The organism is Rhizobium sp. CG5, assembly GCF_023701945.1.
GTDB lineage: Bacteria > Pseudomonadota > Alphaproteobacteria > Rhizobiales > Rhizobiaceae > Allorhizobium.
Window position 1 is genome coordinate 1 of sequence record NZ_JABAEF010000019.1, and the last position, 14586, is coordinate 14586.

Annotated in this window: 10 protein-coding genes and 1 pseudogene; 5 read left to right on the forward strand and 6 right to left on the reverse strand. The window is 60.8% G+C overall.

The features are described 5' to 3' along the window. From HGO38_RS24545 to HGO38_RS24565, 5 genes and pseudogenes are all read left to right on the forward strand, one after another. Positions 1 to 355 (forward strand): annotated as a pseudogene (locus tag HGO38_RS24545) (methyl-accepting chemotaxis protein); the annotation flags it as partial. Beyond that, the gene (locus tag HGO38_RS24550) at positions 352 to 852 is read left to right on the forward strand and encodes a chemotaxis protein CheW (RefSeq protein ID WP_250958455.1); all 501 of its coding nucleotides are present in this window, start codon (positions 352 to 354) and stop codon (positions 850 to 852) included. The pseudogene HGO38_RS24545 and the gene HGO38_RS24550, both read left to right, overlap by 4 nt. A 15-nt stretch (positions 853 to 867) precedes the next feature. After that, the gene (locus HGO38_RS24555; RefSeq protein ID WP_250958456.1) at positions 868 to 1722 is read left to right on the forward strand and encodes a CheR family methyltransferase; all 855 of its coding nucleotides are present in this window, start codon (positions 868 to 870) and stop codon (positions 1720 to 1722) included. A 12-nt stretch (positions 1723 to 1734) separates the two neighbouring features. Beyond that, on the forward strand, positions 1735 to 2823 hold the full coding sequence (locus HGO38_RS24560; RefSeq protein ID WP_250958457.1) for a protein-glutamate methylesterase/protein-glutamine glutaminase: 1089 nt from the start codon (positions 1735 to 1737) through the stop codon (positions 2821 to 2823). A 130-nt stretch (positions 2824 to 2953) separates the two neighbouring features. Next, the gene (locus tag HGO38_RS24565) at positions 2954 to 3673 is read left to right on the forward strand and encodes an AAA family ATPase (RefSeq protein WP_250958458.1); all 720 of its coding nucleotides are present in this window, start codon (positions 2954 to 2956) and stop codon (positions 3671 to 3673) included. A gap of 23 nt (positions 3674 to 3696) precedes the next feature. Here the strand turns inward: HGO38_RS24565 and HGO38_RS24570 are convergent, their stop codons facing one another. From HGO38_RS24570 to HGO38_RS24595, 6 genes are all read right to left on the reverse strand, one after another. Beyond that, complete coding sequence (locus HGO38_RS24570; RefSeq protein WP_250958459.1) at positions 3697 to 5439, reverse strand: methyl-accepting chemotaxis protein; 1743 nt, start codon at positions 5437 to 5439, stop codon at positions 3697 to 3699. 157 nt (positions 5440 to 5596) lie between these two features. Next, complete coding sequence (locus tag HGO38_RS24575; protein WP_250958460.1) at positions 5597 to 8797, reverse strand: efflux RND transporter permease subunit; 3201 nt, start codon at positions 8795 to 8797, stop codon at positions 5597 to 5599. Next, positions 8794 to 9771, reverse strand: a complete 978-nt coding sequence (locus HGO38_RS24580; protein WP_250958461.1) for an efflux RND transporter periplasmic adaptor subunit — start codon at positions 9769 to 9771, stop codon at positions 8794 to 8796. Before HGO38_RS24580 ends, HGO38_RS24575 begins: the two co-directional genes overlap by 4 nt. 27 nt (positions 9772 to 9798) lie before the next feature. Next, complete coding sequence (locus tag HGO38_RS24585) at positions 9799 to 9999, reverse strand: YgaP family membrane protein (protein WP_250958462.1); 201 nt, start codon at positions 9997 to 9999, stop codon at positions 9799 to 9801. Positions 10000 to 10160: 161 nt separating this feature from the next. Then, positions 10161 to 13619, reverse strand: a complete 3459-nt coding sequence (gene pyc / locus HGO38_RS24590; protein WP_250958463.1) for a pyruvate carboxylase — start codon at positions 13617 to 13619, stop codon at positions 10161 to 10163. 116 nt (positions 13620 to 13735) lie between these two features. After that, on the reverse strand, positions 13736 to 14476 hold the full coding sequence (locus tag HGO38_RS24595; protein WP_250958553.1) for a LuxR family transcriptional regulator: 741 nt from the start codon (positions 14474 to 14476) through the stop codon (positions 13736 to 13738). Between the last annotated feature and the right edge of the window lie 110 nt (positions 14477 to 14586).

The window sequence follows — 14586 nt, forward strand, 5'->3', positions numbered from 1 at the left end:
TTCGCAGATCAACGAGGCGATCCAGCAGCTCGACAAGGTGACCCAGCAGAATGCCGGTGCCTCGGAAGAAATGTCGGCGACATCTGAGGAACTGGCCGCACAGGCCGAGGAACTGCAGACGTCGATCTCCTTCTTCAGGGTCGACCGGGCTGGCACCCGTGCCAGCGGCTCGCCGCAGCGATCGGCGGCAAAACCCGCCGCCCGGCAGCCGGCCGCCTCATCTGCACCGCGCCGCCCTGCGGCCGCTGCCGATCACTCGATTGCCGCCCAACAGGCCCGGGCCAAGGGCTTTGCCCTCGACCTGTCGATGGGCGGACCAGACTCCGATGACGCTCAATTTAGGGAAAGTGCATGATCATGGCCAATCCTACATCTGAATCGCAATTCGTAACCTTCAGTCTCGGCGAAGAAGTCTTCGCCGTGCCTGTCGAAACCGTCCGCGAAATCCTCGATCACGAGGACGCGTTCAAGATCCCCCATGGGCCCGACTATCTGCTGGGCCTGCGGGACGTACGCGGCCAGGGCGTGCCGGTCATCGATCTCCGGCTGAAGCTCGGCATGACGAAGACCGTCAAAACGCCGCATACCCGCATCCTGGTGCTCGACATACCGCTCAAGGAACGGGTGCTCGCACTCGGCCTGGTCGCCGACAAGGTCTTCGAGGTCACGCCGTTCCGGCGTGACCAGATCGAGACCGCACCGGATATCGGGATACACTGGCGTTCGGACTATATTGCCGGCATCGTCCGGCGCGAAGGCGATTTTGTCGTCATCGTCGATCTGGCACGGCTGTTCTCCGATACCGAAAATACCCTTCTCCACACCGGCGAGAAGTCGATGGCCGTCGCCTAAGGAGCGTAAGAGCGTATGAGTGTGAGTATCGCGGTAAAACCTCAGAGCGCAGACGAGCGCCTGAGCGACAAGAACTTCCAGCTGCTGTCGGGCTATATCTATAACTACAGCGGCATCAAGATGCCGCAGACCAAGATGACCATGCTGGAGGGTCGGCTGCGCAGGCGCGTCCGGGCGACGGGCCTGCAGGGTTTCAACGACTATTGCGACTACTTGTTCAAGCACGGCGGGCTGGAAGCGGAGAGCGTCTATCTGATCGACGCCGTCACCACCAACAAGACCGACTTCTTTCGCGAACCCAACCATTTCACCTATTTGGAACAGGTGATCCTGCCGGAGTTCAAGGCCTCCGGCCTGCGCCGCATCCGGGCCTGGAGCTCGGCCTGCTCGACAGGTGCCGAGCCTTATACGATGGCGATGGTGCTGGCTGAATATGCGGAAAAAGGCGGTCCGGATTACTCCATTTTGGCCACAGACCTGTCCACCGAAGTGCTCTTAAAGGCACGGTCCGGCATCTACCAGGCCGAACTTCTCAAGCCCGTTGCGCCCGACCTGATGGCCAAATATGTCATGCAGGCCGTCGACAGGACCCGCCATGACGTGCGGATCACGCCGTCGCTGCGCGCCAAGGTCGGGTTTGGCCGGCTCAACCTGATGGACCAGAGCTATCAGGTCGGCGAACCCATGCATTTGATCTTCTGCCGCAATGTGCTCATATACTTCGACAAGAAGACCCAATCCCATGTTCTGACGCAGCTTTGCAAACATCTCGCACCGGGAGGCTATCTGTTCATCGGTCACTCGGAATCGGTCACCGGCATCGATCTGCCAGTGCGCCAGGTCGCTAACACCATTTTCAGAAAGGACTGACAACGTCACACGATGGGAAAAAAGATCCGCGTCCTAATCATTGATGACTCCGCGAGCGTCCGGCAAACGCTGACCACCATCCTGCAATCCGATCCGGCAATCGAGGTGCTCGGCGCGGCGTCCGATCCCTTCATCGCCGCAAAGCGGATTCAGGAGGACATCCCGGATGTCATTACATTGGATGTGGAAATGCCGCGTATGGACGGCATCACCTTTCTGCGCAAGCTGATGTCGCAACGGCCGATCCCGGTCGTCATGTGTTCATCGCTGACCGAATCCGGCTCGGAAACCCTGCTGCAGGCGCTGGAGGCCGGTGCTGTCGATGTCATTCTGAAGCCCAAGATCGGCGCCGCCGACTATCTGGCCGAACAGGCGATGCGGATCTGCGAAGTCGTCAAGAGTGCGGCCCATGCCCGGGTGGGTCCCGGCCGTGCCGCCAGCCGCTTTGCCGTTGCCTCTGGCCCGGCCGCCAAGCTGACGGCCGATGCCGTACTGCCGCCGCCGACCGGCAAAGCCATGGCCCGTACCACGGAAATGGTGGTCTGTGTCGGCGCCTCGACCGGCGGCACGGAAGCCCTGCGGGAAATGCTGGAAAAGCTGCCCGCCAATGCGCCGGGCCTGGTGATTGTCCAGCATATGCCGGAAAAATTTACCGCTGCCTTTGCCAAGCGCCTCAACAGCCTTTGCGAGGTGGAAATCAAGGAGGCCGAGGACGGTGATCCGGTTCTGCGCGGCCATGTGCTGATCGCTCCCGGCGACCGGCACACCCTGCTGGAGCGTCAGGGCGCGCGCTACCAGGTCTCCGTCCGTGCAGGACCGCTGGTGTCCCGACACCGGCCTTCCGTCGACGTGCTGTTTCGCTCGGCTGCCCGCTCGGCCGGCTCGAATGCCATGGGCGTCATCATGACCGGAATGGGCGACGACGGCGCAAAAGGCATGGAGGAAATGCACCAGGCCGGTGCCTTCACCATCGCCCAGGATGAAGCATCGTCGGTTGTCTTCGGCATGCCGAAGGAGGCCATTGCGCGCGGTGGCGTCGACAAGATCGTGCCGCTCAATCAGATTGCGCGGGAAATCCTGGCGGAGGACAAGCGGCGCTAGCCTTTGGCAAAACGTCGAGCGGCGCCCTGTTTACAACTTATTAACCATAATTCGCAACTATGGGATCGGGACCATGTAACGGTGCCGGTGTTGAGCGATGACGGCTCGTATGCTCTGATGGAGATCGAAAATGCCAGTCGTCACATTTGCCAACACCAAGGGCGGAGCGGGCAAAACCACGGCGGTGCTGCTGCTGACAACGGAACTCTTGCGTCGCGGTTATCGCGTCTGCCTGATCGATACGGATCCGCAACGCTGGATCTCGAAATGGTTTGACGCCGCCGAGCGACAGCACAATCTGACCGTCGAGACATTCGTATCCGCTGCGTCTCTGCAGCGGACCGTCAATGATTATCGCGCTGTGTGCGACTATGTGATCGTTGATCTTCCCGGCGCCCAGACGCCCTTGCTGGCGACAGCCATCGGCCTGTCCGACCATGTTCTCATCCCGATCCAGGGCAGTTCGATGGATGCCCAGGGTGGCGCTCAGGTGCTGGACCTGCTGCGCTATCTCGACCGCAAAGCCGACCTGCGCATTGCCCATTCCGTCGTTCTGTCGAGGGTCAATTCCTTTGTGACGACCCGTGCCCTGCAGGCCGTCAAGCAACTGCTGGCCGAGCAGAGTGTGCATGTACTCGACACCCCGATCATCGAGCGTTCCGCCTATCGCGACATGTTCGATTTCAAGGCTTTCCTGCACACGATGGACGGCGCCAAGGTCAGCAATCTCGACAAGGCGATCGAAAATGCCGTCAGCTTTGCAGACGAGGTGCAGCGCCTGGTGCCCGTTGCACGAAAGGCTGCCAAGAGCGGACAGCTGACAGCCGGCAGCCTTGAAAAGGCCGCCTGAACGAGGCTCTCACTTCAACCAGATCAAAACAGCGCGTCGGCAAAGAGATCGTCGTCATTGACGATCTCGGCCTTCGGCGGTTCCTGAGCCAAGGCGAATGTGCCGGCGGAGGGCAGATAACGGGTGTGGATGTCGCGCTCCTGCACCATCGTATAGATCCGGTAGATCTGCGCAGACAGAGGCGCTGCCTTTTCGGCCATGCCTGAGAGATCCGGTTCGTTGCCGGGCGACAGATCGGCGGCGAGCGACAGGCATTCGTTCAGCACATCACCCAGTTCACTTTCGAAATCGAGCTTGGTCACGGCAGCACTGATCCGGCTAAACACCGCCTGGCCTTCGTTTGCAAATTCGCCAAGCCCCTTCTCCATCTCGGCACTGACGCCCTGGATGGCCGACAGCGCATCCTGCAGCGGGCCGGCGATATTGCTGATCTCGACCGATGCTTCGCTCGCCAGATATTGCGTGGCGGTTTCGACACGCTGCAATTCCGTGACGATGGCATCCGCCGGCGTTTCAAGCCTGGCGGCAAAGGTGCGCAGCTCGCCGCTCACCACATTGACGGACCGGCCTTCATCGCCAAGCCGCGAGCAGCGCAGATTGGAGTTCAGCGCCATATAGTGGATATCCGTCTTGATCGAGCGGATCACTTCGATGCCCATCAACAGGTCATGGGCGGTCTTGGTCACCGACCCGACCACCTCATCGGAATCGGTGCTGCGCTCCTGGACACGGGTCGCAAGCTGGCAACCGTTTTGCATATCGACTTCCATCGATTTCAGCGCATTCTGGTCCTGACCGCTGCCCTGTTCGGTCAGCTTGTCGCGCAGCACCAGGATCTGCGTGGCATTCTCGGTGAAACTGGAAATATTGGTGAAGATGCTGCGGCACTGCTGGCGGAAATCGGCAAGTGTCTCATCGAGCTGCGCATGGGCAAGGTGGAAGATCGCTGTCTGCAGGTCGTCAATCTCCGTAGCGCTCAGCGCCGCACCGTCCGGTGAGGACACGAAGGTATCGAACATCTCCATGGCGCTCTGGATATGTTCGATCCGCTGACGGGTGATGTCGCCGATCTGCAGGGCCGAAAGCACCGAGGCGATCTTGTTCTGCACGTTGCGCGTCACGGCCTTGACCTGCGCGGCAACGGAAACCATCTGCTCATGCTGCTTGGCGATCTGGCCGGAACTTTGGTTGAGATTGAGGACGATCTGCGGGATGGTGGCGTCGAAATCCTGGCGGATACCCTGCGAGAAGGTCCGCGCCCGGTCGAGCTGCGAGCGCATCAGTGCCAGTTGCCCGCCGAACTTTTCGACTTCCATGGCGCCCGACTGGATACGGTCACGGATCTCGTCGGCAAACTCGCCGAAGCCCGCAAGCCCCGCCCCGGTGATCTTCACGGTGATCGCAAACGTTCTGAGGTAGCGAATGGATTCCTGCATGTCCTGAACGTGCTGGAAGGTCGAGTGGCAGATCTCGGATATCTCGCTGAAGGTCGACTGACGCATCTCGGCCAGCTGCGGCAGGGTCGCCAGATCGGCAACCGTCTGGCGAAGCCCGTCGATCGTGCTGGCGGTTTTCTGTCCGTCCAGGGTTCCCGTCAGCCGATCGAGGATATCGACCAGACCGTTGAGGATTTCCATGACGGAGACCAGAACGGCCCCGCCATCGAGAAACGCCTTTTCGATTCGGGAATGCGCCAGCGTCAGCTTGGCTTCAAGCTCGGCACGATAATCCGGCTGTGCCGAAATGACCTTGAGATTATGCTTCACATTGCACCCCAAACTATAAATCTGAGGCAACACTAGCGCAAATGTGGAAACGAGCCGTAAACCCAAGACCCTCGCCAGGTCCAATAGTGTCGGCGATCGCTTTTAAGGTTAACCGTCACTGTCTGCAGTAAAACGCAGACGGTGACGACACTTAGGCTCAGGTCCGCAGCACCCGGTAGATTGCCGGAATGACCAGAACCGTCAGCAGAGTCGACGATGCAAGACCGAATAGCAGGGAAATCGCCAATCCCTGGAAGATCGGATCGGTCAGGATGACCACCGCACCAATCATCGCCGCAACGGCCGTCAGCAGGATGGGCTTGAAGCGGATGGCGCCGGCTTCGATCAGCACATCGGTCAGCGGACGGTCTGGCCTGCTGGCGTGGCGGACGAAATCGACCAGCAGGATGGAGTTCCGCACGATAATGCCGGCCAGGGCTATGAAGCCGATCATCGAGGTGGCCGAGAACGGCGCGCCGAACAGCCAATGGCCGGTCAGGATGCCGATAAAGGTCAGCGGGATCGGCGTCAGAATGACCAGCGGCACCTTGAACGATCCGAACTGCGCGACCACCAGGATATAGATGCCCAGCAATGCGACGATGAAAGCAGCCCCCATGTCGCGGAAGGTGATCCACGTCACCTCCCACTCGCCGTCCCACAGAAGGACAGACTTGCTCTGGTCGATCGGCTGGCCATGCAGAACGATCTGCGGCTTCTGCAAGCCGGTCCAGTCCATCGCGTCGATTGCATCCTGCACGGCAAGCATGCCGTAAAGCGGCGCTTCGAAGGCACCGGCGAGTTCCCCCGTGACCATTTCCGCATAGCGGCCATTGTGCCGGAAGATCGGGAAGGAGGCCCGCTCCTCGCGGATGCGCACCACGTCGCCCAGTTCCACCACCGAGCGCGACCCGGGCAGCACATTGGCGGGGATCGGCGTCGCAAGCAGGGTCTCGTCCATCACTTTCATGCCCTTCGGCCGGCCGATCTCGATCGGGATCGGCGCTCGGCCCTCGCCGCGATGGGAGTATCCGATGACGGTCGTATCGTTGAGGATGGACAGCGTGTCGAAGACGTCGCTTTCGCTGACCCCGAAGAAATCGAGATCGTCGGTCGAGATCGTTGCTCGCAGGCGCCTGGCCGGCTGGCCGAAACTGTCGTCCACGTCGACGATGAACGGCACGGACCGGAACGCCTCCGTCACCTGTCGCGCCGTCGCCCGGCGGCTTTCGGCATCCGGCCCATAGATCTCGGCGAGCAGCGTCGCCATCACAGGCGGACCCGGCGGCGGTTCGACGACCTTCAGCGACGTACCGTCGGGAACCTTGACGGAGGACAGCAGCCGCTGGCGAAGATCGAGCGCGATGGCGTGGCTCGATCGGTCCCGCTCACCCTTGGGCGCCAGGTTGATCTGGACGTCGCCCATATACGGACTGGAGCGCAGATAGGCCTGGCGCACCAGCCCGTTGAAGTTGAAGGGCGCCGCAGTCGCGGCATGGGTCTGGACGGAAAGGACTTCGGGCGTATCGAGCACGATCCCCGCCACCGCCTGGGCAACCGCGTCGGTCGCCTCGACTGAGGATCCTTCCGGCAGATCGATCAGAACCTGGAGTTCGGACTTGTTGTCGAAGGGCAGCAGCTTGACCGTGACATCCTGGGTATAGAACAGCGCCAGGGATCCGAGCGTGGCGACACCGACCAGCATCAGGAAGGTCCAGCTGCGCGCCTTGGAGGCAAGGATCGGCCGTGCGACGGCGGAATAGATCCGGCCGAGGTGCCCGCCTGCGGCGTGATCGGCATCATGATGCAGGGGAGCCTTGCCGGCCACCTTCAGCATCAGCCAGGGCGTGACCAGCACGGCCACGAAAAACGAAAAGATCATCGCCGCCGAGGCATTGGCCGGGATCGGGCTCATATAGGGGCCCATCATGCCGGAGACAAACAGCATCGGCAGCAGGGCCACGACCACCGTCAGCGTCGCGACGATCGTCGGATTGCCGACCTCCGCCACCGCTTCGATGGCCGCCTGGCGGCGATCGATATCGGGCGCCATGCCCCAATGCCGCGCGATATTCTCGATCACCACGATCGCGTCATCCACCAGAATGCCGATCGAAAAGATCAGCGCGAACAGCGACACGCGATTCAGCGTATAGCCCATGATATTGGCGGCAAACAGCGTCAGTAGGATGGTAACGGGAATGACCACGGCCACCACCATCGCCTCGCGGCGGCCGATGGCCACCCAGACAAGGGCGATGATCGACAGGGTCGCCAGACCCAGATGCAAGAGCAGCTCATTGGCCTTCTCATTGGCCGTTTCGCCATAGTTGCGGGTCACTTCGACATGCATCGAATCCGGCAAAAGGCTGCCTTCCAGCTGCTCGATTCGCTCCAGAATCTGCTCCGATACCAGCACGGCATTGGACCCCGCACGCTTGGCCACCGCCAGCGTCACTGCCGGGACCCGGCGCACCGCGCCGTCCTCGCCCCGAGTGACCGTTGACGCGCGGGCTTCGCTGGTATCGGTCGCGAAGGATATCTCGGCAACATCCCGCACATAGACCGGCCGGTTGTCGCGGGTGGTCAAAAGCAGATTGCCAATCTCGACGGGTGTCGCCAATGTTTCACCGGCCATCAACTCGATCTGCTCACCCTTGTCGCGCAGAAGTCCCGTCGAGAAGGAGCGGTTGGCCGCCGTCACCTTGGCAGACAGCGTCTGCAGCGTCAGGCCGTAGAGCGCCAGTTTCTCAGTGTCCGGTGCAATGCGGATGGCATCGCCGGTCTCGCCGACCAGATAGCTGATCCCGACATCATCGATCTTGGAGATTTCGACCCGGAGCTCCCGGGCGATGCGCGTCAAAGCGACGGCATCCACGCCGGCGCCCTTGTCGACCGACGGCGTCAAGGTCAGCGAAACGATCGCCACATCGTCGATCGTGCGGCCGACCACCAGCGGTTCGGGAATGCCGACCGGGATACTGGCCATATTGGCCATGATCTTGTCGTGAATGCGCAGCACGGCAGTATCGCCCGATGTCCCAACGATGAAACGGGCCGTGACCAGAACCTGATCGTCCGTCGTGTGGGAATAGACATGCTCGACATCATTGATGCCCTTGACGAGGGTCTCCAGCGGCTCGGTGACCAGCTTGACCGCATCCTCGGCCTTCAGGCCGTCGGCACGCACGATGATATCGACCATCGGCACGGAGATCTGCGGCTCCTCTTCGCGCGGCAATGTCATCAGGGCGATCAGCCCGAGCGCAAAGGCCGCCAGCAGGAAGAGAGGTGTCAAGGGCGAGGTGATGAAGGCTTTGGTCAAGCCGCCGGCAATGCCGAGACCAGGCTTTTTCATGGAATTATGACCTCGTCGCCGGCCGCAAGGCCCGAGACAATCTCGCTCATGACCACGCCGTCCCATGGGATCGGACGGCCCGTGACCACGGCGCGTTCGGCTGTCGCGTCACCACTTTTCACGATGACGAAATCGCTTCCGTAACGGTTGGCAATGGCTGCCAATGGCACCAGCAGGGCGTCCCGTTCGCCGACCGGCACACGCACCAGCAGCCGCCGGTTGACGAAGCCGGTCGGCAGATCGTCCACCTCGACATCGGCGATCACCCGGCCATTGTCGATCTCGGGATAGATCTTCGCCAGGCGGCCGGCACTTTTCAAGCCGTCGCCGCCTTCGATCTCGATCGTGGCATTTTCCTTCAGCAGGTCGGCATGCCGTTCGGGGATCGCCAGCCGCAGAAAAAAGCCTCCGCCGCCAATGGTGGCAACGGTTTCGCCCGCCAGGATCACCGCATCGCGCGTCACGGGAACACTGAGAACCGTACCGGCAACCGGCGCCAGCACGGCACCCTCCTTGCCCTGCTGGACAATCACCGAACGCTCGGCTTCCGCAGCGGCAATCTGGTTGCGGACGACATCGACCTGGGTACGCAATGCATCAAGCCGCTGCGCCGTGGTCACGCCGCGCTTGATCATTTCTTCGCTACGGGCCAGTTCCGACTGCGCATTGTCCATCGAGGCGTGCAGACCCAACAATTGCGCATCGATCGCCGCGATCTGGAATTCGATCTTATCGTCCTTGACCGACGCGATGACGTCGCCCGCCTTGACAGGATCGCCCTCCGTTACCTTGAGGTCGATCAACGTTCCGCCGATCCGCGCCCGTGCCGGCACGCTGTCGCGCGCCTCGACCCGTCCGTAGACAGCCTTCCATTCGGGAATCGACTGTGGCTCGACACGCAGAGTGCCGGCATGAGCGGCACCCGACAGAAGCGCAAGCAGCGCAAGGGAAGGGGCGAATGGCAAGCCGTGCATCGATCTGCTCCTTAAGGACAAAGCCGCTTAGAAGGCGGTTCCGGGGCGGATGCCGAGTTTCCGAAACAGCATCGCAGCCGGGCAGAAACCGGTGAAGGCCGATTGCAGCAGATTGGCACCGATGAAAACCGTGAACCAGACAAACAGCGGATGCACGAAAAGAGTGAGGACAACGGACAGCAGCACCATCGTGCCGGCGAAAGCCAGAACCATACGATCGAGAGACATGGAAACCTCCAAAGAGATGTATCTACATATCTTCGTATATATGATTTAATATATGTTACAAGCACTATTTGTTCATGGGCGACGCCATCATGCAACGAAAAACCCGGGCCTCCCTTGCGGGAAGCCGGGTTTCAGAGGTCAAGCCGAGGAAATGCGTTCGCTCAGACTTCGAGAACGATCAACAAATCCTTGGCGTCAATCTGGTCGCCGGTGCGCACCAGGACTTCGGCGATCTTGCCATCCTTTTCGGCATGCAGGGCCGTTTCCATCTTCATCGCTTCGATGGAGAGCAGCACGTCGCCGGCCTTGACCGCCTGGCCGGCCGTCACGGCAACGGTCGAGATGACGCCCGGCATCGGCGCACCGATATGGGCGGCATTGCCGGCCTCCGCCTTGCGGCGCACGGCACTGGACGCACCGCGGTTGCGATCGGGAACCTTGATCGGACGCGGCTGGCCGTTGATCTCGAAGAACACCTTGACCATGCCCTTCTCATCCACTTCGGCCTGGGCCTGGTTGAGAACGACCAGCGTCTTGCCCTTCTCGATATCGGCAAACAACTCCTCGCCAGAGGCAAGCCCGTAGAAATAGGCCGGCGTCGGCAGAACGCTGACCGGACCATAGGTATCGGCGGCCAAAGCGTAGTCGGTAAAGACCTTCGGATACATCAGGTAGGAGGCGAATTCGAAATCGTTGATCGGCCGCTCCAGCTTGGCCTCGATCTCCTTGCGCTCCGCATCGAGATCGGCCGGTGCCAGAAGCGAACCGGGCCGCACCGTATAGGGCTTTTCACCCTTGAGCGCCTTCTTCTGCAGCACTTCCGGCCAGCCGCCGGGAGGTTGCCCCAGGTCGCCCTTGAGCATCGACACGACCGAGTCCGGGAAGGAGACATCCTTGTCCGGATTGACCACATCGGCCACCGTCAGATCCTGGCTGACCATCATCAGCGCCATATCGCCGACCACCTTGGATGACGGCGTTACCTTGACGATATCGCCGAACATCTGGTTGGCATCGGCATAGGTCTGCGCCACTTCGTGCCAGCGGGTCTCAAGACCCAGCGAACGGGCCTGCTCCTTCAGATTGGTGAACTGGCCACCCGGCATTTCATGCAGGTAGACTTCGGACGCCGGACCCTTCAGGTCACTTTCGAAGGCCGTATATTGATGGCGCACCGCCTCCCAGTAGAAGGAGATGCGGCGGATCCATTGCGGATCAAGACCCGGATCGCGGTCCGTGCCGCGCAGCGCTTCGACGATCGAGCCGAGACAGGGCTGCGACGTATTGCCCGACAGCGAATCCATCGCCGCATCGACCACATCGGCCCCGGCCTCGACGGCGGCCAGGATGGTGGCAGCCGCAATCCCCGACGTGTCATGGGTATGGAAGTGGATCGGCAGGTCGGTTGCCTCGCGCAGCGCCTTGAATAGCACCCGCGCCGCCGCCGGCTTCAACAGACCGGCCATGTCCTTGACGGCGATGATATGCGCGCCGGCCCTGTCGAGTTCGGCGGCCAGCGCCGTGTAGTATTTCAGATCGTATTTCGGCCGGGCGGAATTGAGGATGTCGCCGGTATAGCAGATCGCCGCTTCGCAGATCTTGTTCTCTTCGGCCACGGCATCCATCGAGACGCGCATGTTCTCCACCCAGTTCAGGCAGTCGAACACCCGGAACAGGTCGATCCCGCCGGCGGCGGCCTGGCGGACGAAATATTTCACCACATTGTCGGGATAGTTCTTGTAGCCGACGCCATTGGCGCCGCGCAGCAACATCTGCAGCAGCAGGTTCGGCGCATCTTCGCGAATCTTCGCCAGGCGCTCCCACGGATCCTCGGTGAGGAAGCGCATCGACACGTCGAAGGTCGCACCGCCCCAGCATTCCAGCGAGAACAGATTGGGCAGTGCGCGCGCATAGGTGCCAGCGATGCGGGCGATATCGTAGGTCCGCATGCGGGTCGCCAGCAGCGACTGGTGGCCGTCACGCATGGTGGTATCGGTGATCAGGACCTGCGGCTGGGCCCGCACCCATTCGCCGAATTTCTTCGGACCGAGTTCGTCGAGCTTCTGCTTCGTGCCGGACTTGATGTCGACCGGCGTGAACGGCACGACCGGCTCGGCAATATCCTTGGACGGCTTGGGGCGGCCCTTGGCTTCCGGATGGCCGTTGACGGTCACGTCGGCCAGATAGGTCAGAAGCTTGGTGGCGCGGTCCTGCCGCTTGACCTGCTGGAACAGCTCCGGCGTCGTATCGATGAAGCGCGTCGTATAGGTATTGTCCTTGAACTTCGGGTGGCCGATGATGGCCTCCAGGAAGGTCAGGTTCGTGGCGACACCGCGAATACGGAATTCGCGCAGCGCCCGGTCCATGCGGGCGATGGTCTCCGATGGCGAGGGCGACCACGCCGTCACCTTTTCCAGCAGCGGATCATAATAACGGGTGATCACGGCGCCGGAATAGGCGGTGCCACCGTCCAGCCGGATACCGAAACCGGTCGCGCCGCGATAGGCGGTGATCCGGCCGTAATCGGGAATGAAATTGTGTTCCGGATCTTCCGTGGTGATGCGGCACTGCAGGGCATGGCCGTTGAGCCTGATGTCTTCCTGCTTCGGAACGCCCGATTCCGGCGTGCCGATCGCACAACCGTCGAGGATATGGATCTGCGCCTTGACGATGTCGATGCCCGTGACGACTTCGGTGACGGTATGCTCGACCTGGATGCGCGGATTGACCTCGATGAAGTAGAACTTGCCGCTGTCCATATCCATCAGATATTCGACCGTGCCGGCGCCGACATAATTGGTCGCCTTGGCAATCCGCGTCGAGTAGCTCGCCAGTTCCTGGCGCTGTTCCTCGCTGAGATAAGGTGCCGGAGCCCGCTCGACGACCTTCTGATTGCGGCGCTGCACCGAACAATCGCGCTCGAACAGATGCACCACATTGCCATGGGTGTCGCCAAGCACCTGGCTTTCGACGTGGCGGGCCCGCTCGACCAGCTTTTCCAGATAGACCTCGTCCTTGCCGAAGGCAGCCATGGCCTCGCGCTTGGCTTCCACGACTTCCCGTGCGAGATCCTTGGGATCGCGGATGGCGCGCATGCCGCGCCCACCGCCGCCCCAGGAGGCTTTCAGCATCACCGGATAGCCGATCTCCTCGGCCATCCGGGCCACCACCGCCATATCATCGGGAAGCGGTTCGGTGGCGGGCACCACCGGCACGCCGATCTCGATCGCCAGATTGCGGGCCGCCACCTTGTTGCCGAGCCTGCGCATCGTATCGGCACGAGGACCGATAAACGTAATACCTGCAACGTTGCAGGCGTCTACAAATTCCGGACTTTCCGAGAGGAGACCATAGCCTGGATGAATGGCATCGGCACCTGAGAGCTTTGCGACGCGAATGACTTCGTCGATCGACAGATAGCTCTCGATCGGCCCAAGTTCCCGCGCCAGATGCGGCCCGCGCCCCACCTGGTAGCTCTCGTCGGCCTTGAAGCGGTGCAATGCGAGCTTATCCTCTTCAGCCCAGATCGCGACCGTCTTGATTCCGAGTTCATTGGCGGCACGAAAGACGCGAATCGCGATTTCGGATCGATTGGCAACAAGAATCTTGGAAATAGACAAATTGGTCTCCTCATCTTGCAGACGTCGATATGCTGCGTCTGCGAAGAGATTTCATAGCCGTTTGTCGGGCGATGCGCAATTTCCCGGAAGGCTGCTTGAAGAAATTATGACGATAGTCAGCTGATCAGACCGAGGCGAAATGCCAGCGCCACGACATGCTGCCGATTCTTTGCATTCAACTTGTCCTGGATGCCATTTACATACCAGTCGACGGTGTGATTGGAGATCTCAAGGATCTTGGCCGTTTCGTTCGACGTCATCCCTTCAGCCAGGTAATTGAGGATCTCCATCTCCCGCCGCGTCATGCGGGTGTCGACCTGACCCGCTGCCTCCAGTTCGCCGGCCTGCTTGGTAAGCTCCATCAGCCGCCAGAAAGCCTGTCTGGCAACAGCATCGAACAGCGTCATCTCGACCGGCGACAACTCGATCGCCTTGCCGCCCACACTCAGGTTTCCGAGCAGCCCGCTGCGTCCATGAATCGGGAAATTGTAGCCATCCTCAAGCCCGTAGCGATGGGCCTCGGTCATCATCCGGCCCATGCGCTTGATATGCGGATCGCTTCTGAACGCCATCATCGCATCCCGCCAACGGAACCCGCGCTGCGCTTGGCCGAGATGGCGGACCGTCGGATCGATGAGAACGAATTTCTTGGAAATATAGAGCTCAGGCCACTTCGCCGGCCAGCGTCCGGCCAGGACGAGGGTCATGGGATTTTCGGTCGGCTTGGGATTTCGAACCACGCCATAGTAATCGAATTTGTAGGTTTGGAGCAATTTTTCAAGCTCGGCGACCAGCTCTTCTGCGGTTCTACATGCTCTCGACACGACCAAAAATTGTATAATATGATTTATGCTCACCAATACCTCCTTGTTTGCTTCAAAGAAGACAAACCGTATAATCAATAGTCAAACGAATTTTTTGGTCATGCTGCGTTCATATCTAATGCCCCATCCTCTTATAGGGGTAT